This window comes from Nostoc sp. EspVER01 (assembly GCF_034530635.1).
Classification (GTDB): Bacteria; Cyanobacteriota; Cyanobacteriia; order Cyanobacteriales; family Nostocaceae; genus Nostoc.
In genome coordinates this window covers 28,965-53,548 of the sequence record NZ_JAVRCS010000027.1, presented here as the reverse complement: position 1 = coordinate 53,548, position 24,584 = coordinate 28,965, and the positions used below count along the sequence as shown (strand labels likewise).

The following is a 24,584-nucleotide window of genomic DNA, read 5'->3' as shown; positions in this document are numbered from 1 at the left end:
GCTATAGTACTATAATTTAATGATGTTTGGAATAATCTTCAGATTGAACAAAGTTATTACAGCTACGCCCGTCTTAGATATTACGCTACTCTGCTAATATCATCAGCAGTCATTCAGTTGGATTTATGTGCTGAGTGAAATAATTAATATAGTTTAGGTATATTTAAGTTTTAAATTAAATAAAATTTATTGAAAAGTGTAGAGACGTGATTAATTACGTCTCTACAAAAATTCTACCAATCAAGCTATACTCTATTCTTTAACCCCTGTCCAGAGAATATCAAAAGAGTTTAGCTTGGTTCTTTAACAATTCAAATTTTTCTGCAAAAATGGAATCCACCCCATTTATATCCCTAGATTTTCTGCAAAAAAATTATGAATTATTAGTCAATGTTTTTCTTGACATTATCTTTTACGTCTTCAATTCCGTGACGTACTTCGCTTTCAGCTTGCTTTGCTTTACCTTTAGCTTTATCTTCTGGATCTCCAGTGATATTTCCTAATGCTTCTTGGGCTTTACCTTCAACATTTTTAGCAGCAGCCTTTGCGCGATCTTCGATGCTCATTTTGATACTCCTAATTTTATTAAAAATTAATTTCAAAGCTATAAAATAACTTTGAAATCTTTTGTAATTACTTATCAAGAGTAGCTTAAAGTTTTTGCTAAAGCCTTCCACCACAAGGCATATTAAATAATTTGTAATTCGTAATTTGTAATTCGTAATTAAGAAAGGTAGTTGTAGTAAGCATTCTGGCTGTTGGTTGAATGTAAAATAAAATACGAAGAGTTTAGTTACCTATGCTAAAAGACATAGAACAAATGTCAATATGGTAATCCCTGCTTTTGACTGTTTAAATAAAAAAACCAGTTTCTATACGAAACTGGGTTAATAAAGTTATGGGGATGTTTTTTATTTAATCTAGAAAACCCATCAGGGTTTCAGAATTGTCAATCTCATTTGGTGCTATCGGACGATTACCGAATGTTGAATAGCTGTCAGAAATCACCAATGAACTTGAAGAAATTGGACGAATCCCAGAGAGGTTGATACTTTCAACGACTTGGAATGTATTAGCGCCAATTGGACGAATACCCATTGCGTTATAGGTTTCAACTACTTCTAACGTACTGGTGCTAACGGGACGCACCCCAGAAATTGAAAGGTGTTCAGCAACTTCTAAGTCGCTAGCGCCTATGGGACGAATTCCAGAAATGGCGAGTGTTCCAGAAGCTCCTACTGGCAGTTCATTAACTTCCTCGATTTTATCTGCATTCAAGCTCTGATCTTGTTGATTTTCAACTCCCTCTGTGGTTTCCCCTGGAGACTTGGCAGGCTTTTGCCGAGAACTGATTGCTTTGCCAGCGTTGCTAATAGTCATAAACGAACACCTCTGGTTTGTTAATTGAATTTTACAATAATTAAGGAAAGATGAAATTTTTTCCCATATATATTAGAGTTTAACCTTAAAAAACCTCACATAGATATAAGTATCTTTAAAACTGATACATAAGTAAATTTAAATTAATAATTTTTGTAACCAATTATTACTATTTATTTGTTCTATTAAGCCAGCTACAATGGATACAGGGCGGAATCGTCACCATGAGATAGGGTATTTACAGCAAAACTGTATGACAGAATTTTGTCTTCAAGCTCCCTTTAGTCCCACAGGCGATCAACCACAAGCGATCGCTAAGCTTTCTGCTAGTATCCAATCAGGCAATCGTTACCAAACTTTACTAGGAGCCACTGGAACTGGTAAGACATTTTCGGTAGCAGCAGTTATTGAGAAAATTGGCAAGCCTACTTTAGTACTGGCGCATAACAAAACCCTGGCTGCCCAACTTTGTAACGAGTTGCGGGATTTCTTCCCCAACAACGCAGTCGAGTATTTTGTCAGCTACTACGATTATTATCAGCCAGAAGCGTATATTCCCGTCACCGATACTTATATTGAAAAAACGGCGGCAATTAATGATGAAATAGATATGTTGCGACATTCAGCGACGCGATCGCTGTTTGAACGCCGTGATGTCATTGTCGTTGCTTCTATCAGCTGCATCTACGGCTTGGGAATGCCAGCAGAATATCTGAAAGCTGCCATCCCCCTTCAGATAGGTATGGAAGTAAATCAACGCCAAATTTTACGAGATTTGGCAAATGTTCAATATAGCCGTAACGACATCGAAATGGGTCGAGGAAAATTTCGCGTCCGTGGTGATGTCTTAGAAATTGGCCCAGCTTATGAAGACCGAATTATTCGCGTCGAATTCTTTGGTGATGAAATAGACGCGATTCGTTACATTGATCCAGTGACAGGGGAAATTCTCAAGAGTTTGGAAGCGGTGAATGTTTACCCAGCACGACACTTTGTCACCCCAGAAGAACGGTTAGAAGTAGCTTGTAATGATATTGCAGCCGAATTAAAACAGCAAAAACTAGACTTAGAACAAGCTGGGAAACTATTAGAAGCGCAACGCATAGATCAACGTACACGCTATGATCTAGAAATGCTGCGCGAGGTCGGTTACTGCAACGGTGTCGAGAATTATTCCCGTCACTTAGCAGGAAGACAAGCTGGAGAATCACCAGAATGTTTAATTGATTATTTTCCCAAAGATTGGCTACTAATTATCGATGAATCTCACGTTACAGTACCCCAAATTCGCGGTATGTATAACGGCGACCAAGCGAGAAAAAAAGTTTTAATTGAACATGGATTTCGGCTTCCTAGTGCTGCTGATAATCGTCCTTTGAAAGCCGAGGAATTTTGGCAAAAAGTAAATCAGTGTATCTTTGTTTCCGCAACTCCCGGAAATTGGGAAATAGAAGTTTCTGAAGATCATATAGTTGAGCAAGTAATTCGACCAACTGGGGTAGTTGATCCAGAAATTTCTGTGCGTCCTACCGAAGGACAAATTGATGATTTACTGGGAGAAATTAAAGATAGAGCCGATCGCCATGAACGAGTGTTAATTACCACATTAACCAAACGCATGGCGGAAGATTTAACCGAATATTTGCAAGACCACGGTATCAGGGTACGGTATTTACATTCCGAGATTACTTCTATTGAGCGGATTGAAATTTTGCAGAACTTGCGCGAGGGAAAATTTGATGTTTTAGTTGGTGTGAACTTGCTGCGGGAAGGTTTAGATTTACCCGAAGTTTCCTTAGTGGCAATTATGGATGCAGATAAAGAAGGTTTTTTGAGAACCGAGCGTTCCTTAATTCAAACTATTGGTAGAGCCGCGCGTCACATCCAGGGGCAAGCGATTTTGTATGCCGATAATATGACAGGTAGCATGATTAAAGCTATTGATGAAACAGATAGGCGGCGTGGGATTCAAACAGCACATAATCGATTGCATGGGATTACACCACAACCAATTGTGAAAAAATCAAGTAATGCGATTTTGGCTTTTTTAGATGTATCTCGGCGGTTAAATGCAACTGATTTGAAAGTTGTAGATGAACATCTAGATGAACTGCCATTAGAACAGATTCCAGGGTTGATTACTTTGTTGGAAGCGCAGATGAAAGAAGCGGCGAAGAAACTGGAATTTGAAGAGGCGGGGAAATTGCGCGATCGCATTAAACATCTGCGAGATAAAATGCTAGGACATTAACGTGAATCTTATGCTAACCAATATTCGCCTAATTAGTGTTCGAGAATATCACCAAATGGCGGAAATGGGTATTTTTCATCCTGAAGAACGCTTAGAATTAATCGCGGGACAAATTATCAGAATGTCAGCAAAAGGTACTGCTCACGAATCAGCGATTACCCGCACAGAAAGATTATTACGTCAACGTTTGGATGACAAAGTTTTATTAAGAATCCAATCACCAGTGCAACTTGATGATTATTCGGAACCAGAACCAGATATTTCAGTGGTGAAGCTGAATCCATTAGATTATGAGGATCACCATCCCAATGCTTCCGAAGTGTTTTTACTGATTGAAATAGCTGATTCCAGTCTCAAATATGATCGAGAGGTGAAAGCGATGGCTTCGCCAACGCCAAGGGCGAACGCATACTCTAAATCAGGGATTATTGAGTACTGGATTTTAGATGTCAATGGACGCAAGTTGTATATGTATCGTCTCCCTAGTCCAGACGGATATCACAGCGAGAGCATACTTGCAGAGGATGTGACAATTTCACCTTTATCTTTCCCTGATTGTGCGATCGCAATTCGGGAATTATTGCGGAAAGTCTAGGAGGCGATCGCCAGAAAGCATCTGCGAAATAAAATGCTAGAGCATTAGTGGTTGGTTAGGGTAGCAATTCGGTGGATGTAGAAATAGCGATGTCTACGACGGGCTACCCTTACGCTGATTTGTACTGCTAAGTGCAGTTTGAAACCGAAACTAGGGATTAGGATGCGTAGATGTGCCCAGATGAGGCGGCGTAGCCGAAAGCTTATCTATTGGTATCAAGTATTTATCTACCTTGACGTTATGCGTAGGGCAATTGCACTGAGATTGTTATTGATTGCCTTGAAATCGGGAACACTGTGATTGAGGGTGCTGCAAGGTTGTGAGCAATTGAACAAAACCCAAATCCATAATTATCTTTGGTTTCCACTACTATGCAAACAGTTGAAGTTGAGTATTCAGGTCAGATCCAAGTTAATGCAGGCAAAAATCCTAGAGAACTTTACGCTCACCAGAACGAGGCAATCAAAGCACTGGATCAAAAAAACAAGTCTCCATTTGAAGGCTTACTAGTTTTGCCTACGGGTGGTGGAAAAACTTTGATAGCGATTAATTGGTTACTACGTAACTTTATCGATAAGCGAAAAAAAGTTTTGTGGATCGCTCATCGGCATGAGTTACTTGACCAAGCCTTTGAGACGTTGAAATTTAGTGCCGATCCTTCATTGCTCAATAATGTCGAAAAGTTTAGATATCGTGTGATTTCCGGTCATCCTAAACATGATCGTCCTGTTAATATTCAACCAAGTGACGATATTATTATTGCTAGTAAAGATAGTCTAAATAGTGGATTAAACCACCTCCTCGACAATTGGGTTAAACATTCTGATGCAGTTCTATTAGTAGTTGATGAAGCACACCACGCAACAGCAAAAACTTATCGAAAACTAATTGACGACATCAAGCAAAACTTTAAAGATAGAGGCAAGGCAGATAGTTTTAGAATGTTGGGGTTGACAGCGACTCCATTCAGAACAGATAAAGGTGAACAAGGTCTACTTAAAAAAGTCTTTCCTGACGACATTATCTTTTCAGAACACTTAAGAACACTCATTACTAGAGGAATTCTTGCTGAACCAATTTTCGAGAACTTAGAAACAGAACTAGATTTTTATCGGGAATTGACCGATAAAGACATCAAAGCGATCGAAAATTTTGACAAGCTTCCCAAAAAAATTGCCGAAAAGATCGCAATGTCTAATATCCGTAACAAAGGGATTGTTGATCACTACGTTGATCATCAAGAGAAGTATAAACCACTATTAGTCTTTGCAGTTGATATTCAACACGCGATCGCATTAAATAGCTTATTTCAGAAACGAGGAATTAACTCTGATTTTGTAGCGTCAAAAATATCAGATGCAAATACAGGAGCTACAGTTTCTGTAAAAGAAAATTCTGAGAAAATCAAGCGATTTAGAAAAGGAGAGCTTGAAGTACTCATTAATGTAGAGATGTTAACTGAGGGAACCGATTTACCCAACGTTCAAACTGTTTTTCTGACTCGCCCAACTACTTCTACGATTCTAATGACACAGATGATAGGTAGAGCCTTACGTGGGAAGAAGGCAGGTGGTACAGAAAAAGCTTATGTTGTAAGCTTTATTGACAATTGGGAAGACAAGATTAACTGGGTCAATCCTGAGAAGTTGATTGTAGCAGAGGTAGAATTCCCTGACGATAAAGATATCGAGACAATGAAGAGAATTGCTCGACTTATATCTATTGAAAAGATTGAAGAATTTACCCGCATGATGGATGATTCTATCGATACTACTGACTGGGAAAAATTAGACTTTTTGAGACGAGTTCCCGTTGGAATTTATTGTTTCTCTATTCTTGAACCTTCTGAATCTGGTGAACCTCTATCTAGAAACTATGATGTACTTCTATATAATGATACTGAAGAGGCTTATGATAGTTTTGTCAATGATTTAGAGAGTGTATTTAAGAGCGTTGATATCGAAAACAGAGAGATATTAACTGACGAAGAACTTAAATATCTGCTGCAACTCACAAAGAAACTTTATTTTCCCGATCATTCATTCCTACTTGGCTATAGAGATGCTGATGTTGAGAACATTCTACGTTTCTACGCTCAAAAACAGATGGAGCCAGAATTTATTGCGTTTAGTGAACGTAGAAAGTGTGATTTGTCAATTGTAGCGAGGCATATATACGAAAATGATTTAACCCTTAGACAAGTAACTGAATATCTCACTTCTCTATGGAATGACACTAAATCCTTTTGGCAAGTTCTATTTGGATATAACTATCTGTATTTCAAGAAGCAAGTAGACATTGAAATTAATAAACTGCTCGGAGTGTACCCTGATCTGATAGTTACTCCACCAATCGTAATTCCTGACACAGTACCCCTAGAAAGTCTTTCACTCGTTGAAATTAGGGAGAGAGATCCAGCCGAGTATAGAGATATTAAGGATGCTGTGTTTGCTAAATATACAAATACAAAGGGATTTATTAACTGTGCTATGAGTGAGTTTAAGAGCCAGATGCGAAGGGATTTCCAAATTGATCACATCATACCGATGTCAAAAGGTGGTTTAACCACGCTAGATAATCTTCAAGTTTTATCTCGTAAAGCTCACACAGAAAAGACTCGGTTAGAAAACCTAAAAACTAGAATTTGAAGAAGCAGCAAAATTGCGCGATTGCATTAAACATTAGCAATATAAAATCCTGAAATATTACTGCTTAGTCAGGGTAGCAATCAAGAGAACGTCTTTTTCGCTATCCTAAATAAAGTGAATCATTAAAAGATCGCGCTAATGGTTGCTTTACCCGATCGCATTTTGATGAGTGCAGAAAAATATCTGGTTTGGGAACCCACCCAAGAGCAACGCTACGAGTATTGGGATGGCGAAGTTGTAGCGATGATCGGTGGTACACGCAATCATAATCAGGTTTGTCTAAATTTCTTTAAACTTCTAGATGATGCCCTAGCCGATGTCTACGACGGGCTACGCCTACGCACCTGTGAAGTATACATTGTAGATGTGAAGGTGCAGGTAGAACCAGGGCAAAAGTATTTTTATCCAGATGTGGTGGTAACTTGCGATGAGCGAGATACCGATCCACAATTGGTACAATTTCCCTGCTTAATTATTGAAGTGCTATCACCTTCAACTGAAGCAGCCGATAGGGGGAAAAAGTTTGCTAAATATCGCCAATCTCCAACCTTGCAAGAATATGTCTTAGTACAAGTAGCTCAACCGGTTGTAGAAGTGTTTCGGCGCAACGAACAGGGAAAATGGGTGCTGTCGGAGTATAATTTGGGCGATATATTGCGGCTGGAATCGGTAGATGTAGAAATTGCGTTGGCGAAGCCCGCCGAAGGCATCGCTGATTTGTACCGCCAAGTGCAGTTTGAAACTGAAGCAACCGAAAATTGACCTAATAGATAGTCAATTTTTGAATTTCATCCTATCTCCACAGATGCTTCGCATACAATGGTGAAAATTCTGAAGAAGTTGTAAATAATTACACTTCCTGAAAGGCTAATTTTGGATTAAACCAGTTGTCTTATGCAAAGTATTCCATATCAATATCGACTGCTGATTTTGTTTTTGCTGATGGGTTTGGTTGTAGCTGTAGACTACTGGCGTAATCCAACAAAACCGACAAAACTTCAGGAATACTCATTTTTAATAGTGTCCGGTTTAATCGGTGCTGGGTTTGGTATCGTTAACGATCAGATTACCTGTACTCTCTCACCCGCTTACTTTTATTACTTCAAAAATGTTCCTTATGGTTCTAATTTTCGCTGGGAAGTCAGTGAGGTTGGATTTCAGGCGGGGTTTTTTGCTGGTTTTTTAAGCTACGGCATATTTCTCTTGGTTAATCAGAGACGAAAGTTACCTTTGTCTTATCGTCAATTACTTAAAATGGCGCGGTATCCGATTATTTGGGCAATTGTAGTTGCTCAGATCACAGGATTCATATTCTATTATTTTCAATTTCCTTTCTTTGCCGATCAGATTATGCCAGTCGTTCAGCCACCAGAAGTTTCCAGATTTATGTTAGTTTGGGGAATCCATATTGGACTTTACATCGGTGCAATGTTAGGAATTGTGCATGGTGTAGTAAAGATTCGTCGAAGAGTGCCATATCTGTCACTATAAAGACTATATCCACCCTCGTAATTTTTTATGTACCTGCGCTAAATACCACATATAATCATCAATTTTGTAATTATCAGCAGCTTTCACTATATACTCCTGAGCTAAATCACGATTATTTTGAGCTTCGTAATATAATCCCAAGTAAAGATGACTGTAAAAATTTCCCTTTATCCCTTCTGATTCACCAATAGTTAAAACATCATCTGGTGTACAATTACCCGCATAAAAATCATATACGCGCTGCATAATACGTCGAGGGTCATTTTTCACAGTTAGTAGAGAATTACGCGCCTCTTCAACACCTAACAAACGAGCTATGCAGAGATATCGCCATACTGTTTCTTCTACATCTTGAGCATTTACAGTCAAATCTATTTCAAATTGTTCAGCGCCCTCAGCAAATCTTTCTGCATAATAATACGATAATCCCCGTTGCCAGAGATAGGGTTTAATACGGGCATCTAATTGCTCTGCTATATCAAAATCTTGAATAGATTCATCAATCTTGGCTAGTTGAAAGTTAACCATGCCTCGACGAATGTAAGCATTGGGATTTTTCGGCTGATTGCGAATGGTTTCGTTCCAGCGCTGGAGTTGATTTTCCAGAGAATTTGAAAAAAACATGAGTAACCAAGCCTATATGAGAATTAACTAGCAGATATCATCCTATGGAACATCTTAGATGAACAAAATAACACTATAGTCAAGCTCCTTTCTTCTCTAACTGGAAAATTATGGCATGATGCTTACTGCTTAAAGGTAAGTCCTACAATAAATCTCAAATATGAAACTGAGATCCATCCACGAGGTAGAAGAAACTACTTACAAAATTCCGTATTGTAGAATTGCTGTCTTAAAATCAGGAAAAAACGCTCGTGGTTCCCATTAGAGATAATAATCCGACAAAAATCACGCCTTATGTAACTTATGGACTGATTGCTGCCAATGTCCTCGCTTTTCTTTATGAAGCAAGTCTTCCCCCACAAGCATTAAATGGATTTTTACACCTTGCGGCTGTAGTTCCACGAGAACTTACTTTAAGCTTTGCTGGTATCTCTGTACATCAACCAGTACCAGAGTGGGCAACTTTGATTACTTCCCAATTTCTGCATGGGGGATTGTTGCACTTAGGCGGCAATATGTTGTTTCTCTGGATTTTTGGCAACAACGTTGAAGATAAGTTAGGTCATGCCAAATATTTACTGTTTTATTTATCTTGTGGTGTTTTGGCATCCTTGACTCAGTGGTTCTTCGCTCAAGATTCTAGCATTCCTTCTTTAGGTGCAAGTGGTGCGATCGCAGGTGTTATGGGTGCATACATTCTCCGCTTTCCCAACGCCGAAGTTCTTGGCGTTGTACCTTTAGGCTTTTTCTTCCCAACTTTCCGTGTCCCCGCATATTTCTTTTTAGGATTCTGGTTTCTCGAACAAGCCTTCTACGGACTTACCAGCCTGGAAGCACGTACCAACATCGGTATGGAAAGCGGTGGTATTGCCTACTGGGCCCATGCCGGCGGGTTTATCTTCGGGGCAATTCTCGGCCCACTATTGGGTTTATTTAGCGATAAATCCCAGGAAGAATCTTGGTATAAGTAATTTTTCACAGTATCTTTGTTACCCTCAATTATACTGATTAATTTAATAGGTGAAATTGTTTAACCTTCGCAACTGCTAGCCTGACAAGCTATATTGCAGTTAGTCAATAATTTAGGAAAAACACCTGTGTTTCCCCTCTACGATGAAAATCCGACGCGAATCACCCCGTATTTCACCTATGGGTTAATTGGCATGAATGTTTTAGTTTTTATTCACGAGGTGAGCCTGTCACGTGCACAATTGAGTCAGTTTTTCAGTGAGTATGCAGTAGTGCCTCAAGAGTTAACCACCAATTTAAATGGAGAGTGGATAACGTTATTTACGTCGCAATTTTTACATGGTGGTTGGTGGCACTTAATCTCAAATATGGTATTTCTCTGGGTTTTTGGCAATAATATTGAAGATCGATTAGGTCATGCCAAATATCTGATTTTTTATTTGGCGTGTGGTGCTTTAGCTGCCTTATGCCAATGGTTTATTGGGATGAATTCTGAGATTCCTTCCTTGGGGGCAAGTGGTGCAATTTCTGGGATTTTGGGCGCGTACATTATCCGCTTTCCCCACGCTCAAGTCATGACTTTAATATTTTTGGGGTTTTTCATCACCACAATCAGAGTTCCAGCACTAGTCATCATTGGGATTTTTGTCGTGCAAAATGTGATATCCGGTCTTGCTACCCTTCAAACAGCCGCTAATATGGCCGTGCAAACTGGTGGAGTTGCATATTGGGCGCACATCGGTGGTTTTGTATTTGGGGTAATTCTTGCTCCCTTATTTGGCTTGTTTCGACGCGACTAAATATAGCATTTCCTGAAACTCTGAGCAAAAAAATTGCTACCTTTCAATTCTCTGCGAGACGATTCTTTTTCAGAGACGCTAAAGCGAACGCCAACGCAAATCCGATAGTCTGCGTTAAAATTTACACATTTGAAACTATTAGTTTTTGTTGGCACTCGCTGAAACTTCTTCTGACTGTTCTACCTCAGATATAAATGTTGATGATTTTGCAACTTCTTCACGTGCAGAAACGATGATATCAGCACCATTAATAATTGCTCCCAATAACCCCAGTTCAGATTCAACCAATTGATCGATAGCTTCACCTAGCATATTCTCTTGCGTATAGTTTGGTCGCGCCACTAGTACGATCCCATCGCTGTAGGGTTGAATTAACAAAGGGTCATTGGATATGCTGAGGGGACTAGTATCTAAAATGACTAAATCAAAACGTTCGCGGACATCTTCTATCAGACGCCGCATTTCGCTGGATTCAAGAATAGCAGCGGATTGCCTTACTGGTCCAGGGCTGGGAAGAATGTATAAATTTTCAATATCAGGAACTAAACGAATACATTCACTCAAATTAGCGTAATAACGTAGGGGTTCAATAGTGGCTTCCGGGTCAGGGATTACTTTTAACGATGTACAACGGGAAGGCGATCGCAAATCTGTTTCGATAATTAAGGTTCTTTTACCGGCACGGGCGGAAGCAACACCCAAATTATAAGCACTTGCTGTTTTACCCTCTAGGCTACTGGTGCTAGTAATCAATACTACCTTTAAGTTTTTACCACCAATCCGGCGCATATTACTACGGAATTTCTCATAAAATTCTAAATAAGGAGAATCTTGGGAAAATACTACCGGTACAACATCTGGCTCCAAATCATCAACTGGCATTAAAGGCAATTCTCCCAACAGTGCCACTTCTCGTTGCTTGAGGCTCTCGCGAATATCCTCTCTGGTTTTGAAAGTCCCTTCCAGCGCTCCCAACAAAAATATCACCCCGCCACCAATCAATACACCTAAGAAACCACCTACAGCAAGGGTAATAGGCACACTCTTCGGAGGTTTGGGATCGACAGTGACTGCGGGGCGTCTGGCAATACTGAGGCTGCTAGTAGTTTCTGCCTCTGCGGTTTTCGCATCGGTTAGCTTCACCTGCATTTGGTCATAGATGGCTTTTTTGAGTCCAACCTCCTGTTCTAAACGCGATCGCTCTAATTGCTTATTGGGTATCAAAGCATACTCTCGCCGGAGTCGCGCTTCTAGTTGGATTTCTTGAGCTAGTTGTTGTTGCAGCGTCTCCCGTTGGGTTTGTAAAGACACCATTTGGTTTGCCAATTGCTGGCGTGTTGGATCTAAACTGCTTTGAGTGCGAATACCTGCAACGCTACCCTGAAGCGGAGCCGCCGTCCCACCACCACCTAAAACTTCAGCAGCACGTTGTTGTAGTAATTCCTCAGCAGCTTGTTTCTGACGCATTAACTGCACCATCGTTGGATGTTCCGGCCGCAAATCTTTTCTGAGTACAGCGATTTGCGATTCACTTTGATAAATTTGCGCTCGTAAGTTCCCAATAATTGGATCGGCACTCAAAGCAGAAGAAACATAAGCTTGTCCGACTGTTAAGCCTAACTTATTTTGTAAACTGCGAGCTTGACCATCAACCCCTGAAATAGTTAATTGAATTTGCCGTTGGAGATTTTGGCTGGCAGTAATGGCGCTTAACAAGCTGCCATTCTCTGCTGCTAAGATTGCTGTTCGCTCTACGCGATCGTACTGTTCTAACTTCTTTTCAGCAATTTGCAATTCCCGTTTAGCTTGTGGTGTGCGATCGTTAATCTTTTGAATAATTGCTTGTAATCGCCCAGTATTGATGTCACTACTCAACTTGATCATTGCTTGCATCAATTCCGTCAATACCTGTATGCCTCGTTTGGCGTCACTATCTACATATTTAAGTTCAAAGGTAGAAGATTCTAATTCTCCACTCTTAGCATTTTTTTTAGGTAGAGCAAGAGCAAGACTTGCACCGAGTTGTTTCGGTTTGACACCGACTTTCTCCGCCACACTTGCAATTATCTGGTTTGATAGTAAAACTTCCTCATTTAGTTCCTTCCCTTGCTGTTGGATTTCATTACCAGTTGCAGAGAAAGAAACTGGTGGTCCACTATAAGTAAGTGCCCCAGATGCTATATAGCTAGTAGGTGGCTCTGGTTGCATAGCTACCACAGTTGATCCGGCAACAACTAAACCAAAACTAGCTAGTCCAATCCACTTATATTTATCAAAAGCAATAAGATAGCGTTTAACAATTGGTGGGGTCATGGTCGCTTCGCTCCAATTCAAAATTTAAATATGACGCTCGCAGACTCGCTAACGCTGCGCTAACAAAATTCAAAATTTAGGAAGCACCAAACTAAAAGATAGTGGCTTTGATACAAGGATGCTATCAACTTCCTACTGTATATATCGGTTGATATCTTTAAGATTTTTCCATTAATAAATTAAAATATCAGTTAGAGATGTGGCTTCCTATACTCCAAACTATTTCTAGGTTTTATCTTTCTTTTAATGTTACTAATTCGAGCCACCACCGATATTGTCAAAAAACCGGAGAAAGGATTGAACATTGAAGAAAGGTTGGGTAATGGTGGTCAAGAAATTAGTAATTCTACCAATGAGGTTCCGACCAACAACAATAACATCATTATCTTGAAGTGCTACATTTTGCGACGCATCACCGCCTAGAGCTTTTTTAGCATCAAGTTTTTGGGTAACAGCTTTGCCTCGTTCCGAATCAAAGCGAACCAGAGCGATATCTCTCAGATTAGCAGTGTCTAGATTTACACCTCCCAAAGCATCTACAAATGTACTACCGTTAGGCAGTGCTTGAATGGAAAGACCACCAGCAGCGTAGTTTAAAACTCGGACTCTAATCTGTGGTGTGGCCAAGGATGAACGTGCTACCAAATTGCGGTCATAACCATCCTCATTACCAACTTCACGACGGGGTACGAGTATTGCATCTCCGTCTTGTAAGCGTAAATTCGGGATTGAACCGCCATTTTGCAATGCTGCGTATAAGTCAATAGTTTGTGAAATCACAGAACCATCGATTAACTTTCGCCGTACTTGCACCTGTCGCAGGTCTGCATTCAACGTTGAACCACCAGATGTTAGCAAAGCATCAGCAACGCGGGGTGTTGGTGAATTAATTGGATAAATTCCTGGTCGAAATATTTCTCCGCTAATGGTAACTTGAACTGGTCGCGTTCCTGCCAAAGATACTACCACGATTGGATCTGGGAAAAAGCGACTCAAGCCCAAACGAATTTTTTCTTGAGCTTCTTCCAAGGTTAAACCTTTTAATGACACCGTTCCCACTTGTGGCACGATGATGTTGCCTTCTGGACTAATTACAGCTTGAAAACTGAGGTCTTGACGCTGCGTTACTAAGGCTAAAACTATTATTGGATCGACTACATAACGATTTAAACCCAAGCGAATTTTTTCTTGAGCTTCTTCCAAAGTTAAACCTTGTAAAGAAATTGTTCCCAATAACGGCACCGCAATATTACCTTCTGGGTTGATTAAAGCTTGAAAGCTCAAATCTGGAAAGCGCTGAACCGAAACGCTAATTCCATCTCCTATGCCTAAACGGTATGGCCCAGGAGGACGCTGAAGCACAACACCAATTGCATCTCCTGGCCCCAAAAGGTAGCGGCTCAGTTGCGGGGAAATTTCTTCATTTGCGCCTAGAGGTGCAACTTCATTAACTGGCACAGGTGAGGGGAATTTCCCTGGTGATTGTCCTTGAGATGGAAAAGGCTGGGCAACAACAAGTTGGATAGGTGTTGTTAAGAAAACTCCTACTTGAAGACTGACAAAACACAGGGCGCTGAATCCACGCATATAATAACTGGCATCTATGAACATCGGTGTAGAAAATATTGATATAGAAATTAGTCGCGCCGAGTGGTTATTTTACTCTAAAAATGCCTTCAATGTCTCTTTTATCTAGAAGTATTTACCAAGAGAAAAAAAATAATTTTGCTCAATTTAATTTCTAACTTCATGTTGTTAACATCATTTTAGGTGAGTTTCAGTCTGAACACAATTTATAGACATACTCTTGATAAATCTCTGCACAAGGGCATCTATAACAGACTCTATAAAGGGCCTGCCATTAATGCAGCTTGCACTGTTTCCCCAATAGACTGGGCTAAAGACCAAGATGTTTCTACCTGCCCCAAAGGTTCCATTGGAATCAGAATGCTCACGCCAACCCAAGGAGTGCGTTGCTTGCGCCACTGTGCCAGTTGATCTGCCAAAAACCAGTGAAAAGGTGATGGATTTCCGCCGTCTGGCATCGCATACCATTGCAAAACAGCGAAGGTTTGCTGTGGTGTGGAGGCGCGAAAAAACCTAGCTTCTACTTTAGTTTCGACATTAGAAGCTAACTTTGCAGATGGTTTCACAGTAAATTCCGCAGAACGAGATTGAGCTATATCCCACTTTCCCCAGCGTGACCTTCCCCAGCCGTTAACGTCTGTCCACTCTACCTCTGGTTGATCCATAGGCCCATTTTGCGGCAACAAAAGCAGGATTGCTTGGGATTCGGAACCTTCTTTTTTAATTACCTGCAAAGACCAATTATGTTCGCCAATTTGCTGTTCTGCTTGTTCAATAGTTTGCCAACCAGGAAGGGTTAACCCAGTCTTGCGGATCTGTTTTAATTCGTGGAGGGTAGTAACAGCTGGCGGCTGTTTCCATTGCCAGTGTCCTGTCAGATATCCGGGAACCCCTGCCATTGCTAGCAGCAGTAGCAACAACAAAAGTGCTGCTACCTGAGTCAATTGGTTTTCCTTGAAAAATTTAGAGAAGGAAATCATCAGTAAAATTTGCAATACTTAGGCAGAATCTTACTTTATAAAATCACATTGTGAGTTCAGTAATATTTAGGACTTACGTATAAGTGATGAAAAATTAAGGGAGTGGAGAGTGAAAAATGGAGAACAGGGGAGAAGTTGCAGAAAATTTTCTCCTCTGCTCCTCTGCCCCTCTACCCAATGCCCAATGCCTCTAACTTTCTGCCTCTTGCTCAGTTTCTAGAGATGCTGAAAAATAGCTATTAATCCAATTCAGTAAGGGCACTAGTGACACCAGCATACAAGCAGAGTAAAGATCACCACCCCAACCATCATGCAGCCATTTAAAAGACGCTTCTTGACCCGTGCCGTGAAAGAAAGTAAGTAAAGTATTACGAATGATATTGGCAATAATACTAACGATCGCAGCAAGAGATAAAAACGATATAGTTGTCCGCCGTGAAGACAAAGCATCTGTCCAATAAAGCAGCATCAAGCCCACGTAGAGAGTTGTAAACAACATTTTCAGCCCTGCACAATAGGGAGCAACTTCTACAATCCGTCCTCCCACGTAAAGATTGATCTCATCTACGGTTACTTCCATCCCAAATTGATTCAGTATGAAACCTGCTGTGCCAGCGATGAAGCTTTGCAGAGGTAAGGTATAGGGAGCAATGAGATAGGGTAATGCTGTTGGGGTTGCTAAAAATACTAGTAGTAGAGGGAATCCTTGTAATCGCAAACCTGCTATTCCCTTAAACCACAAGCATAATCCGATTAATATCACGGGCAAGGAAAGGTTAACCCACTCTGTAACACCGCTAAGATAAAAAACTGCCCCTAATGGCAATAAAACAGCGCCTAAAGGATTGATGGTATCTGGCAAACGTCTCCACTTTTTCCGGTTCATCCAGCCCAGATAAGCCGCAAATGGTAGACCAATAATCCCGTGGCTGAAATATTCGTGTTCTGTACTGATATTTTTGTGCAGCCAACCATCCAACCAGTGTAACAATATTGGAGAATAAAGCAGCAGCAAAACGCCTAAAATAGCTAGATTTAACAAGCCTGATGCGTTTATATTTTTAACCTGTTGCTGGAGTGCCATGATTTTCAGTATTAGTCATTGGTCATTGGTCATTGGTTATTAGTCATTGCTTATTAGTCATTGGTCATTGGTCACTTGTACTGAGTTTCGACTGCGCGGTAATCGAGCGACTTGTGCCGAGCGAAGTCGAGGTAAGTCGAGATTCAACTACCGCGTAGTCGTTGGTGTAGACTCTCGTAGAGAAGTATTGGTCATTAGTTTTTAACAAAGGACAAAGGACAAATGACTATTGACAAAGGACAAATGTCTAATTTTTAGATGTACATTAAGTATGAATTAACTTCAGGCTACCACGCTGCCAAGGTCAGCAGGAGATAGATTATCTACCTGATAACTTGTTGAGACTGCATTGGCGATCGCTGCTACAACTTCTTTAACTTGGCTACTACTCAAACCAGGATACATCGGTAATGATAATATTTGCTTTGATAACTTTTCTGCTTGAGGAAAATCTCCCAGTTGATAGCCTAAGTTGGTGAATGCTGGCTGGAGATGACAAGGAATTGGATAGTGAATACCAGTTTGAATCCCCGCCGCCGTGAGTTTTTCCTGGAGTTGCTGGCGTTCTATTGGGCAAGAATCATCTACTTTAATCACATAAAGATGATAAACGTGTCCTGTATCACTTTGATTTTCTATAGGGATAATTCCAGCAGTTGCCAAGGGTGCTAGCTCATTATCATACTGCTGGGCAATAGTTAGGCGATCGCGATTCCACTGCGGCAAATATGGGAGTTTTTTGTGCAAAATTGCTGCTTGCAAAGTATCCAAGCGGCTATTCGTACCTGATTCAGTATGAAAATACTTTTGCGATGCACCATAATTTCGCAAGCGCACCATCTTTTGGGCTACATCTACATCTCGTGTCAGCAGCATTCCCCCATCCCCAAATGCTCCCAAATTTTTGCTGGGATAGAAACTAAAAGCTGCTGCTATTCCTACTGAACCAGCGTAATATCCGTCTCTTTGGGCGAGATGTGCTTGGGCGGCATCTTCAAAAATTAGGAGTTTGTAGGTATCGGCAAAGTTCACTAAATCGCGAGGTGATACCATCTGACCATAGAGATGCACAGGGATAATCGCTTTAGTCTGAGGCGTAATTGCCTTTGCTGCTTCTCTTAAATCAATTAAAGCAGTTTGGCGATCGCAATCTACCAAAATTGGCTTGGCGCCAGCACGTAGCACCCCAATTAAGGTGGCGATAAAGGTATTTGCGGGTAAAATCACTTCATCGCCAGTACCAATATTACACGCTTGTAACCCCAGAGCGATCGCATCTGTTCCTGATGCCACACCAACTCCATAAGCCGTACCAGATACTGCCGCAAATGCTGCTTCAAAATCTGAAAGTGCTTGTCCTAAAATAAAATCTCCCCGTTCCAATACAGATTGGATTGCATCTTGCAATTGCGTTTGAATTGGTTCATGTTGTAACTTTAGGTCTACAAATGGAACTCTAATAGTCATTTTATTCATTACCAGTCGTCCTCAAAAAATTGTTTCCTTACATGGAAAAAATAGAACCTATTGTACAATTTTCGGCATGAAATTGTCATAGATTTAATCTATTGGATAAAGACTTAGATCAATTATTTAGTCGGTTATAGTTTTCAAAATCACGCCCTCTTAATTTGAGCGCCCGAAGTTGCCATGAGACTTCTCTCAAAATTCAAAAATTTCATAAACTGGGCTTTTCAATAATTTGGTAGTTTGCTAATCCGTAGAGATATGGTTGCCCTATTTAGGTCATCCTGCACTAGGATTATCATCTCTGGGTGCTAACTGTTCTCAGTAAAATGTCTATATTTAATTACACCAATATCTATTTTTTTAAGTAAATTTACTTTGAATGTTACAGTCAAAATTTTCCCTTATATACATAAATAATCACAGCCCCTTTGTATTGTATCCTTAGCATTAGCTTACCCTGACGGAATTCAAATCTAACGCAGTCTGCTTGCAAAATCTCAAGCAATAAAGACTACATCAGTGCTAGATAAAGAACATTCAGCACCAGTAACTAGTAACTAGCAGACACCATATCTTGGCTTAATGCAAGGGAGAAAAAATTTTTGCCCTAAATTTGTTTGTCAGAGGCAAAATTAGGGAATGCTTAAAAATAGCAATTGATAACCTAGAAATAGGACTTGGATCAATTACACAATAGAGAAATTATTAAGGTAGCAGTGGCAATGATAGAGCCTGAAAACAAATTATTTGCCCTAAAGGATGGTTGGGATTCTCATGAATCAAGAGAACAGCAACGCCTCAAAGCTTTGTCCGATTTAGGTTTGCGGCAACCAGAAACGATTCCGGTTTTTGAAGAAGCCACACAGACTGCTGCCCACTTTTTGGAAGCACCAATTTCGATATTGGGATTTGTGGATCAAGAACGCCATTGGTTCAAATCGGCGATAGGCTTATCTAGACTAGGACTAATGAATCATTTGGCACAAAGCCGCCAACTACTACGCCGGGAATCATTTTGCACTCAGGTAGTAGATAACTTTCAAGTATTTGTAATTAATGATACGCATAAACTTACCGATCCTGTACTTGCTGGCAGCAAGTTAGTGCAAGATTATGGTATTCGTGCTTACTTAGGAGCGCCATTAATTGATGCTGAGGGACATTGTTTAGGTGCATTAGCGGTGATGGATTTAGTCCCGCGCAATTTTACAACGCGAGATATTGAGTTTTTACAAATCATTGCTCGTTGGAGCATGAGTGAATTTGAACGTAATAGACTCCTGCAAGGCAAACTCGAATCAAGCGCTGCCAAAAACGTTCCGATGTTTTCACTGAATGAGGAACGTAACACTGAGATTAAAATTACTGCATCCACAGATAGCGACTCTGTTTCTACTAAGCAACTGAAGCTAGAACTTTTGAGTCAGCTAACTCAGGAGTTACGCACGCCCTTAACATCTGTACTCGGTATGGCTAGTGTTTTAGGACGTGAGATTTATGGGCCTTTGACGACTAAGCAGAGAGAATATTTAGAAATTATCCAACACAGTGGTCGGTATTTACTTTCCCTAGTAAACGAAATTACCGAACTAGGAGCGATGGATGAAAACTCAACTGTGCTAAATTTAGCTCCCGTGGATATTGAAATGCTATGCCAACAAGCTATCAATACCCTAGAAGAAGTAGCTAATCGCCGCGAGCAAGATATTCGCCTGTCTATAGAACCGGGACGCAATCGCATTTGGCCTTTAGATAAAGACAAGGTGCGGCAAATGCTTTATCATCTGGTTTTCAGTGTGATTCAACTTTCGGCTACAGGTAGCATTGTTCGCATTCATGTTTCTTACAAAGAAGATGCGCTTAACATTACTATTTGGGTTTCCCATCCCTGGTTAGGCGATGGCATAACAGAGGTCGATCCTTACTTCCGTCTCAATTCTTTGTCGCTGCTGGAGCTTACAGGTGAGGTCGCAACTTACAATACTCATACAGAAAGACAAGAACAACTAGATACTTTATCAGTAGCAGTGGAAAATTCCAAAAACTTGAGTGATTCCCACTCAAATTTCTTTGCTACTAGTTCAGGTATAAATTTAGCTAAATCACATGGAAGTCTTTCTCGTGAAAGCTTAGGTCTATTACTAAGCTGTCAACTGGCAGAATTACATGGTGGACATATTTTGATTCAAGGTTCACCAGAATCAGGATATCGTTATGTGCTTTCTTTGCCACTGCAACTAGCGACTTCCTCACAAGCAATTAGCGATGTCTAATCGTGGGGATTGGGGAAGGTGGGGCCCCCTCTGGGGATAAGGGGTAATGGAGATTGGGAAAGACGTATTTTCTATCTAGATTTGATTAATTCTCTGTGTGCTTTTGCGCTTACCTATACCTTTAAATTTCAACCCTCAATTCACCACCATTTTACATTAAGCTGTACTAAGTATATGAAGAACTATCTTAACTTCCTATTGGCTGATGGCTAGGAATAAAAGCGCCATCACGCGATGGGCAATTTCTGTTATTACCTTTTTATAGCTATAGGCATTATGATCGATTCCAAGTTCTGCGTCGGCAGGCTAATCGATCGCAATGTTTTTTATGAATTTAGTCTGGCAACGATTTACTCTATCAACTTTACCGCTCAAAGAATATCTTGCTACCAGTTATGTACACCGCTCTCTGGTGGGATTGCTAAGTTCTTGGCGGCAAACTAGCGTCTTGCTTCAATGGGGAGATGCGATCGCAGCAGCTTTACTCAGCTTAATATATGCTCTAGCACCTTTTGCTTCCAGTACGTTGGTGGGTTTGTTGCTGGTGGCTTGTGTCGGATTTTGGCTGTTGTTGACTTTATCAGATGAAGTAACAACAGCAAATGTCTCGTCAGTCACTCCCATTCACCTGCTAGTACTGCTCTACTGGGGAGTTGCCGCAATTGCAACAGCATTATCACCAGTCAAAAAGGCAGCACTTAACGACTTGGGAACGTTGACCTTGTATTTGCTACTATTTGCCCTTTGTGCCAGGGTATTAAGGTCGCCTCGCCTCCGTTCTTGGATTATCATCCTTTATCTACATGTATCGTTAATTGTTAGTGTATACGGGTTGCGCCAATGGTTTTTTGGAGCCACAGCATTGGCAACTTGGGTTGATCCAGAATCTCCGATGTCTAAGACTACAAGAGTCTATAGTTATTTAGGCAATCCCAACTTATTGGCTGGATACCTCCTACCAGCAGTAATTTTTAGTTTAGTGGCAATTTTTGCATGGCAAAGCTGGCCTAAAAAAGCTCTTGCATTAACGATGCTAATTGTCAATAGTTCCTGCCTGATTCTGACTTTTAGTCGTGGCGGTTGGATTGGACTAGTGGTGGCAGTTTTAGCTGTGATGGCATTGCTAGTTTATTGGAAAAGCGTAGAAATGCCTCGTTTTTGGCGTACTTGGTCAATACCGATTGTGTTAGGAGGTTTAATCGGCGTATTGGTGCTAGCAGTGATATTTGTAGAGCCAGTGCGGCTGCGAGTCTTTAGTATTTTTGCCGACCGTAAAGATAGCAGTAATAATTTTCGCCGAAATGTGTGGGATGCTGTATTTGAAATGATTCGCGATCGCCCGATTTTCGGCATTGGGCCTGGTCACAACTCTTTTAATAAAGTTTATCCCCTCTACCAACGCCCTCGTTACACTGCTTTGAGCGCCTATTCGATATTGTTTGAAGTGACTGTAGAAACTGGCTTTGTTGGTTTAGCCTGCTTTCTTTGGCTATTAATTGTCACATTTAATACTGCACTTTTACAAATGCGACGATTGCGACAAATCAGAAGTGTAGAGGGATTTTGGTTAATTGGAGCGATCGCTATTTTGTTGGGTATGCTAGCTCACGGTACCGTAGATACTGTCTGGTATCGTCCTGAAGTCAATACTCTCTGGTGGCTGATCGTTGCCTTAATTGCAAGCTACTGGACACCTTTAGCTCAAAACCAGACAAATACAACTAACTCAGAACCAGCAGTAAATTAACATAAATAAATTGTCAGTTGTTTTCTTACCGAACAACTGACAACTTTTGAATTTTCCATAAATAAACTTTGAATTGTCTAATCTCTGTAGTTAGTGGCACTTGGGGCATTAGGGTCACGATAAGCTACAGGTTCGCGATCGTTCTTTTTGCCAACCAACCCGCCTAGACCCAATAAACCAAGCAATCCTAGCCAACCCCAATCAAAATCGTTGCGATCGTCAGTAGTCGTTGTTGGAGCAGTAGTAGTGGCTCCAGTGTCATTAGTTGTTTGAGCTTGTGCAGATAGAGTTAAAGGTAAAATTCCCATACTCAAGGTGAGAATACCAGTGCCAACAGCGGTAATGAAATTACTTTTCATAATTTGTAAAAGTTCCTGATGCTATCCGAAGTCACTCACCACTGTATTGGTTCTCAACCTTAACAAAATCAATCTGCGGCTATAAACTAAACATTTTCATAACTCACGCTGTAGACATACAACATAGCTTTTACAGCAATACGTTTCTCACTCATTGTGGTAGTTTAGCAACACTGAATCCTCAATAACTTTTCATTGCCCGTTGAATGTCACGCTGGTCTTGGCGTCGTTTCAGGTCTTCTCGCTTATCGTGGAGCTTTTTACCTTTGCCAAGGGCTATACTGACTTTTAGCCAGCCTCGTTTGAGATACATTTTCAAAGGGATTAAAGTTAAACCCTGCTGTTCGACTTTGCCAATTAGCTTACGGAGTTCTTGACGATGCAATAGAAGCTTGCGTGTACGCCTTGGTTCATGATTAAAATATTGTCCACTAGCGTTGTAAGGCGAGATATGCACATTGATCAACCATGCTTCGCCATTGCGAAGCAAAGCATAGCCATCTTGGAGATTGACTTTCCCCGCACGAATCGACTTCACCTCTGTTCCTGTCAACTCAATTCCAGCTTCGTAAGTTTCTAGAATTTCATACAAATAACGGGCTTGACGGTTGTCGCAAATGACTTTGTAACCTTCGTTCTTGTCGCTCATTGATAATTTTGTGTGCTTTAAATGTACCTAAAAAATTATTTGGATTGGTTTGTAAATTATAGGGTGTATCTTAGAACCGCTATAAATGGTGAACTGTATATCACTAATTTAGCTTTTCTAAGTTCACAATTAAGGTTTTCTGGCAACTTTAAGTTAGCTGATACCGATTACCTCTAAGATTTCATAGAACAAGTTGCTTGAGCAACTTGTCTCACCAAGCCTGATTTTGTGCAGTTTCACAGATAGGACTTACACATCAAGTAGAGGTCATACCCTGTGGAAAGCCACTTCTTTACGAAAAACTTCGCGGTAACTTGCTTCTTTGCATTTAGATGAATTGCCCTCACTCCCTTTTTGCATAAATCCTGACAAATATGACGCTAATGAACATTCACTCTCCTTAATTGATGAGTTGTGACAAATTACAAAGCTCTTTATACCTCCTAAGCACAGGGAGTCTAAGGTGGTTAAACTTCGTTAACCTTCCTAATGATTTAAGATTTTCTTTATAAATAAACCCTGAGAGCAGTCATTAGCTGGTAATCCTGTCATAGTATGAAACATAAGAACACTATTATTGTCTGTGTTCAGTAACGGAGTACATAGAAGCAAATTTCTGAGTAAAAAAATGCTAGGGGTGTATTATCCATGCCCTTGACGATCCTTGTAGTGGATGATGATTTGGGCACTCGTCTGTCTGTTAGCGACTATCTTGAACTGTCTGGCTACTCAGTGATCACGGCTAATGACGGTCAAGAGGCTTTGTTTATGGTGGATGAGTATCATCCTGATTTGATTGTCACGGATATTGTTATGCCACGGATGAATGGCTATGAACTGGTGCGCCGGGTGCGTCAACAACCAGTGTTTCGTTTATTGCCTGTAATTTTATTAACGGCACGCATTAAAACCCAAGAAAGAATTCTGGGCTACCAGTCAGGGTGCGATTTATATTTGCCCAAGCCTTTTGAACTGGAAGAGTTAGCAGCAGCAATCCGCAATCTTTTGGAGCGATCGCAAATTATCCAATCAGAGTATCGTTTTTCTCATAAAGATAGTTTGGGCATTTCCGGTTTGACAAAAGCGGCGGATGCCCATAATTCTCTGTCCACTCAAATTCAGAAATCTCATCTGCACTCAGCCCTAACTCACAGAGAACAGGAAGTCTTAGAGTTATTGACTCATGGTCTTTCTAATGCCGAAATGGGTCATCAGCTACACCTGAGTCCTCGAACTGTGGAAAAGTACGTTAGCAGTTTATTGAGAAAAACCTCAACCAGCAACCGCGCGGAATTAGTCCGTTATGCGATGAAGCATGGTTTAGTGGAATAAAAGTTAGGAGTTAAAAGTGAGGAGTGAGGAAT

Annotated in this window: 20 protein-coding genes; 10 read left to right on the top strand and 10 right to left on the bottom strand. The window is 40.6% G+C overall.

The genetic code is table 11. From position 1 onward, the window contains the following. Positions 1–383: 383 nt before the first annotated feature. Positions 384–566: a CsbD family protein gene (locus RMX69_RS21075; RefSeq protein ID WP_069070399.1), complete on the bottom strand. Its 183-nt coding sequence runs from the start codon at positions 564–566 to the stop codon at positions 384–386. A gap of 349 nt (positions 567–915) precedes the next feature. After that, positions 916–1,380: a hypothetical protein gene (locus RMX69_RS21070; RefSeq protein ID WP_289794892.1), complete on the bottom strand. Its 465-nt coding sequence runs from the start codon at positions 1,378–1,380 to the stop codon at positions 916–918. Positions 1,381–1,633: 253 nt separating this feature from the next. Between RMX69_RS21070 and uvrB the strand changes: the two genes are divergently transcribed. From uvrB to RMX69_RS21045, 5 genes are all read left to right on the top strand, one after another. Beyond that, positions 1,634–3,631, top strand: coding sequence for an excinuclease ABC subunit UvrB (uvrB, locus tag RMX69_RS21065; RefSeq protein WP_322638619.1), 1,998 nt, complete (start codon positions 1,634–1,636; stop codon positions 3,629–3,631). A gap of 10 nt (positions 3,632–3,641) precedes the next feature. Next, positions 3,642–4,226, top strand: coding sequence for a Uma2 family endonuclease (locus tag RMX69_RS21060; RefSeq protein ID WP_322638618.1), 585 nt, complete (start codon positions 3,642–3,644; stop codon positions 4,224–4,226). A 371-nt stretch (positions 4,227–4,597) separates the two neighbouring features. Continuing rightward, positions 4,598–6,874 carry a DEAD/DEAH box helicase family protein gene (locus RMX69_RS21055; protein ID WP_322638617.1) on the top strand — a complete coding sequence of 759 codons (2,277 nt, stop codon included), beginning with the start codon at positions 4,598–4,600 and terminating at the stop codon, positions 6,872–6,874. 138 nt (positions 6,875–7,012) lie between these two features. Then, on the top strand, positions 7,013–7,636 hold the full coding sequence (locus tag RMX69_RS21050; RefSeq protein ID WP_322638616.1) for a Uma2 family endonuclease: 624 nt from the start codon (positions 7,013–7,015) through the stop codon (positions 7,634–7,636). A 132-nt stretch (positions 7,637–7,768) separates the two neighbouring features. Continuing rightward, on the top strand, positions 7,769–8,365 hold the full coding sequence (locus RMX69_RS21045; protein WP_322638615.1) for a hypothetical protein: 597 nt from the start codon (positions 7,769–7,771) through the stop codon (positions 8,363–8,365). A gap of 3 nt (positions 8,366–8,368) precedes the next feature. Here the strand turns inward: RMX69_RS21045 and RMX69_RS21040 are convergent, their stop codons facing one another. Next, the gene (locus RMX69_RS21040) at positions 8,369–8,989 is read right to left on the bottom strand and encodes a hypothetical protein (protein ID WP_322638614.1); all 621 of its coding nucleotides are present in this window, start codon (positions 8,987–8,989) and stop codon (positions 8,369–8,371) included. A 251-nt stretch (positions 8,990–9,240) separates the two neighbouring features. On the opposite strand from RMX69_RS21040, the gene RMX69_RS21035 reads away from it, so the two are divergent. Next, complete coding sequence (locus RMX69_RS21035; protein WP_322638613.1) at positions 9,241–9,960, top strand: rhomboid family intramembrane serine protease; 720 nt, start codon at positions 9,241–9,243, stop codon at positions 9,958–9,960. 126 nt (positions 9,961–10,086) lie between these two features. Further along, positions 10,087–10,758 carry a rhomboid family intramembrane serine protease gene (locus RMX69_RS21030; RefSeq protein ID WP_322638637.1) on the top strand — a complete coding sequence of 224 codons (672 nt, stop codon included), beginning with the start codon at positions 10,087–10,089 and terminating at the stop codon, positions 10,756–10,758. Between the two features lie 138 nt (positions 10,759–10,896). On the opposite strand, the gene RMX69_RS21025 is transcribed toward RMX69_RS21030, so the two are convergent. From RMX69_RS21025 to RMX69_RS21005, 5 genes are all read right to left on the bottom strand, one after another. Beyond that, entirely contained in the window at positions 10,897–13,071 is a 2,175-nt protein-coding gene (locus tag RMX69_RS21025) for a polysaccharide biosynthesis tyrosine autokinase (RefSeq protein WP_322638612.1), read from the bottom strand. A 252-nt stretch (positions 13,072–13,323) separates the two neighbouring features. Then, positions 13,324–14,682: a polysaccharide biosynthesis/export family protein gene (locus RMX69_RS21020; protein WP_289794904.1), complete on the bottom strand. Its 1,359-nt coding sequence runs from the start codon at positions 14,680–14,682 to the stop codon at positions 13,324–13,326. A 233-nt stretch (positions 14,683–14,915) separates the two neighbouring features. Further along, complete coding sequence (locus tag RMX69_RS21015) at positions 14,916–15,638, bottom strand: cyanoexosortase B system-associated protein (protein ID WP_289794905.1); 723 nt, start codon at positions 15,636–15,638, stop codon at positions 14,916–14,918. A 190-nt stretch (positions 15,639–15,828) separates the two neighbouring features. Then, positions 15,829–16,722: a cyanoexosortase B gene (gene crtB, locus RMX69_RS21010; RefSeq protein WP_289794906.1), complete on the bottom strand. Its 894-nt coding sequence runs from the start codon at positions 16,720–16,722 to the stop codon at positions 15,829–15,831. A 282-nt stretch (positions 16,723–17,004) separates the two neighbouring features. Continuing rightward, positions 17,005–18,198, bottom strand: a complete 1,194-nt coding sequence (locus RMX69_RS21005) for a DegT/DnrJ/EryC1/StrS aminotransferase family protein (protein ID WP_322638611.1) — start codon at positions 18,196–18,198, stop codon at positions 17,005–17,007. 716 nt (positions 18,199–18,914) lie between these two features. On the opposite strand from RMX69_RS21005, the gene RMX69_RS21000 reads away from it, so the two are divergent. Together RMX69_RS21000 and RMX69_RS20995 are read left to right on the top strand one after the other, a co-directional pair. Further along, positions 18,915–20,465, top strand: a complete 1,551-nt coding sequence (locus tag RMX69_RS21000; protein ID WP_322638636.1) for a GAF domain-containing sensor histidine kinase — start codon at positions 18,915–18,917, stop codon at positions 20,463–20,465. 328 nt (positions 20,466–20,793) lie between these two features. Beyond that, positions 20,794–22,212, top strand: coding sequence for an IctB family putative bicarbonate transporter (locus RMX69_RS20995; RefSeq protein WP_322638610.1), 1,419 nt, complete (start codon positions 20,794–20,796; stop codon positions 22,210–22,212). Positions 22,213–22,289: 77 nt separating this feature from the next. Here the strand turns inward: RMX69_RS20995 and RMX69_RS20990 are convergent, their stop codons facing one another. Both RMX69_RS20990 and smpB read right to left on the bottom strand, forming a co-directional pair. Further along, positions 22,290–22,571, bottom strand: a complete 282-nt coding sequence (locus tag RMX69_RS20990) for a WGxxGxxG family protein (protein WP_289794908.1) — start codon at positions 22,569–22,571, stop codon at positions 22,290–22,292. Between the two features lie 181 nt (positions 22,572–22,752). Next, positions 22,753–23,220, bottom strand: coding sequence for an SsrA-binding protein SmpB (gene smpB / locus RMX69_RS20985; RefSeq protein ID WP_094349892.1), 468 nt, complete (start codon positions 23,218–23,220; stop codon positions 22,753–22,755). Between the two features lie 648 nt (positions 23,221–23,868). On the opposite strand from smpB, the gene RMX69_RS20980 reads away from it, so the two are divergent. Then, entirely contained in the window at positions 23,869–24,552 is a 684-nt protein-coding gene (locus RMX69_RS20980; RefSeq protein WP_322638609.1) for a response regulator transcription factor, read from the top strand. Positions 24,553–24,584: the final 32 nt, after the last annotated feature.

Bases quoted from the DNA above. Each gene is read 5' to 3' on its own strand.
- RMX69_RS21075 (WP_069070399.1), bottom strand. From the start codon at position 566: ATGAGCATCGAAGATCGCGCAAAGGCTGCTGCTAAAAATGTTGAAGGT.
- RMX69_RS21070 (WP_289794892.1), bottom strand. From the start codon at position 1,380: ATGACTATTAGCAACGCTGGCAAAGCAATCAGTTCTCGGCAAAAGCCT.
- uvrB (WP_322638619.1), top strand. From the start codon at position 1,634: ATGACAGAATTTTGTCTTCAAGCTCCCTTTAGTCCCACAGGCGATCAA.
- RMX69_RS21060 (WP_322638618.1), top strand. From the start codon at position 3,642: ATGCTAACCAATATTCGCCTAATTAGTGTTCGAGAATATCACCAAATG.
- RMX69_RS21055 (WP_322638617.1), top strand. From the start codon at position 4,598: ATGCAAACAGTTGAAGTTGAGTATTCAGGTCAGATCCAAGTTAATGCA.
- RMX69_RS21050 (WP_322638616.1), top strand. From the start codon at position 7,013: ATGGTTGCTTTACCCGATCGCATTTTGATGAGTGCAGAAAAATATCTG.
- RMX69_RS21045 (WP_322638615.1), top strand. From the start codon at position 7,769: ATGCAAAGTATTCCATATCAATATCGACTGCTGATTTTGTTTTTGCTG.
- RMX69_RS21040 (WP_322638614.1), bottom strand. From the start codon at position 8,989: ATGTTTTTTTCAAATTCTCTGGAAAATCAACTCCAGCGCTGGAACGAA.
- RMX69_RS21025 (WP_322638612.1), bottom strand. From the start codon at position 13,071: ATGACCCCACCAATTGTTAAACGCTATCTTATTGCTTTTGATAAATAT.
- RMX69_RS21020 (WP_289794904.1), bottom strand. From the start codon at position 14,682: ATGTTCATAGATGCCAGTTATTATATGCGTGGATTCAGCGCCCTGTGT.
- RMX69_RS21015 (WP_289794905.1), bottom strand. From the start codon at position 15,638: ATGATTTCCTTCTCTAAATTTTTCAAGGAAAACCAATTGACTCAGGTA.
- crtB (WP_289794906.1), bottom strand. From the start codon at position 16,722: ATGGCACTCCAGCAACAGGTTAAAAATATAAACGCATCAGGCTTGTTA.
- RMX69_RS21005 (WP_322638611.1), bottom strand. From the start codon at position 18,198: ATGAATAAAATGACTATTAGAGTTCCATTTGTAGACCTAAAGTTACAA.
- RMX69_RS21000 (WP_322638636.1), top strand. From the start codon at position 18,915: ATGATAGAGCCTGAAAACAAATTATTTGCCCTAAAGGATGGTTGGGAT.
- RMX69_RS20995 (WP_322638610.1), top strand. From the start codon at position 20,794: ATGAATTTAGTCTGGCAACGATTTACTCTATCAACTTTACCGCTCAAA.
- RMX69_RS20990 (WP_289794908.1), bottom strand. From the start codon at position 22,571: ATGAAAAGTAATTTCATTACCGCTGTTGGCACTGGTATTCTCACCTTG.
- smpB (WP_094349892.1), bottom strand. From the start codon at position 23,220: ATGAGCGACAAGAACGAAGGTTACAAAGTCATTTGCGACAACCGTCAA.
- RMX69_RS20980 (WP_322638609.1), top strand. From the start codon at position 23,869: ATGCCCTTGACGATCCTTGTAGTGGATGATGATTTGGGCACTCGTCTG.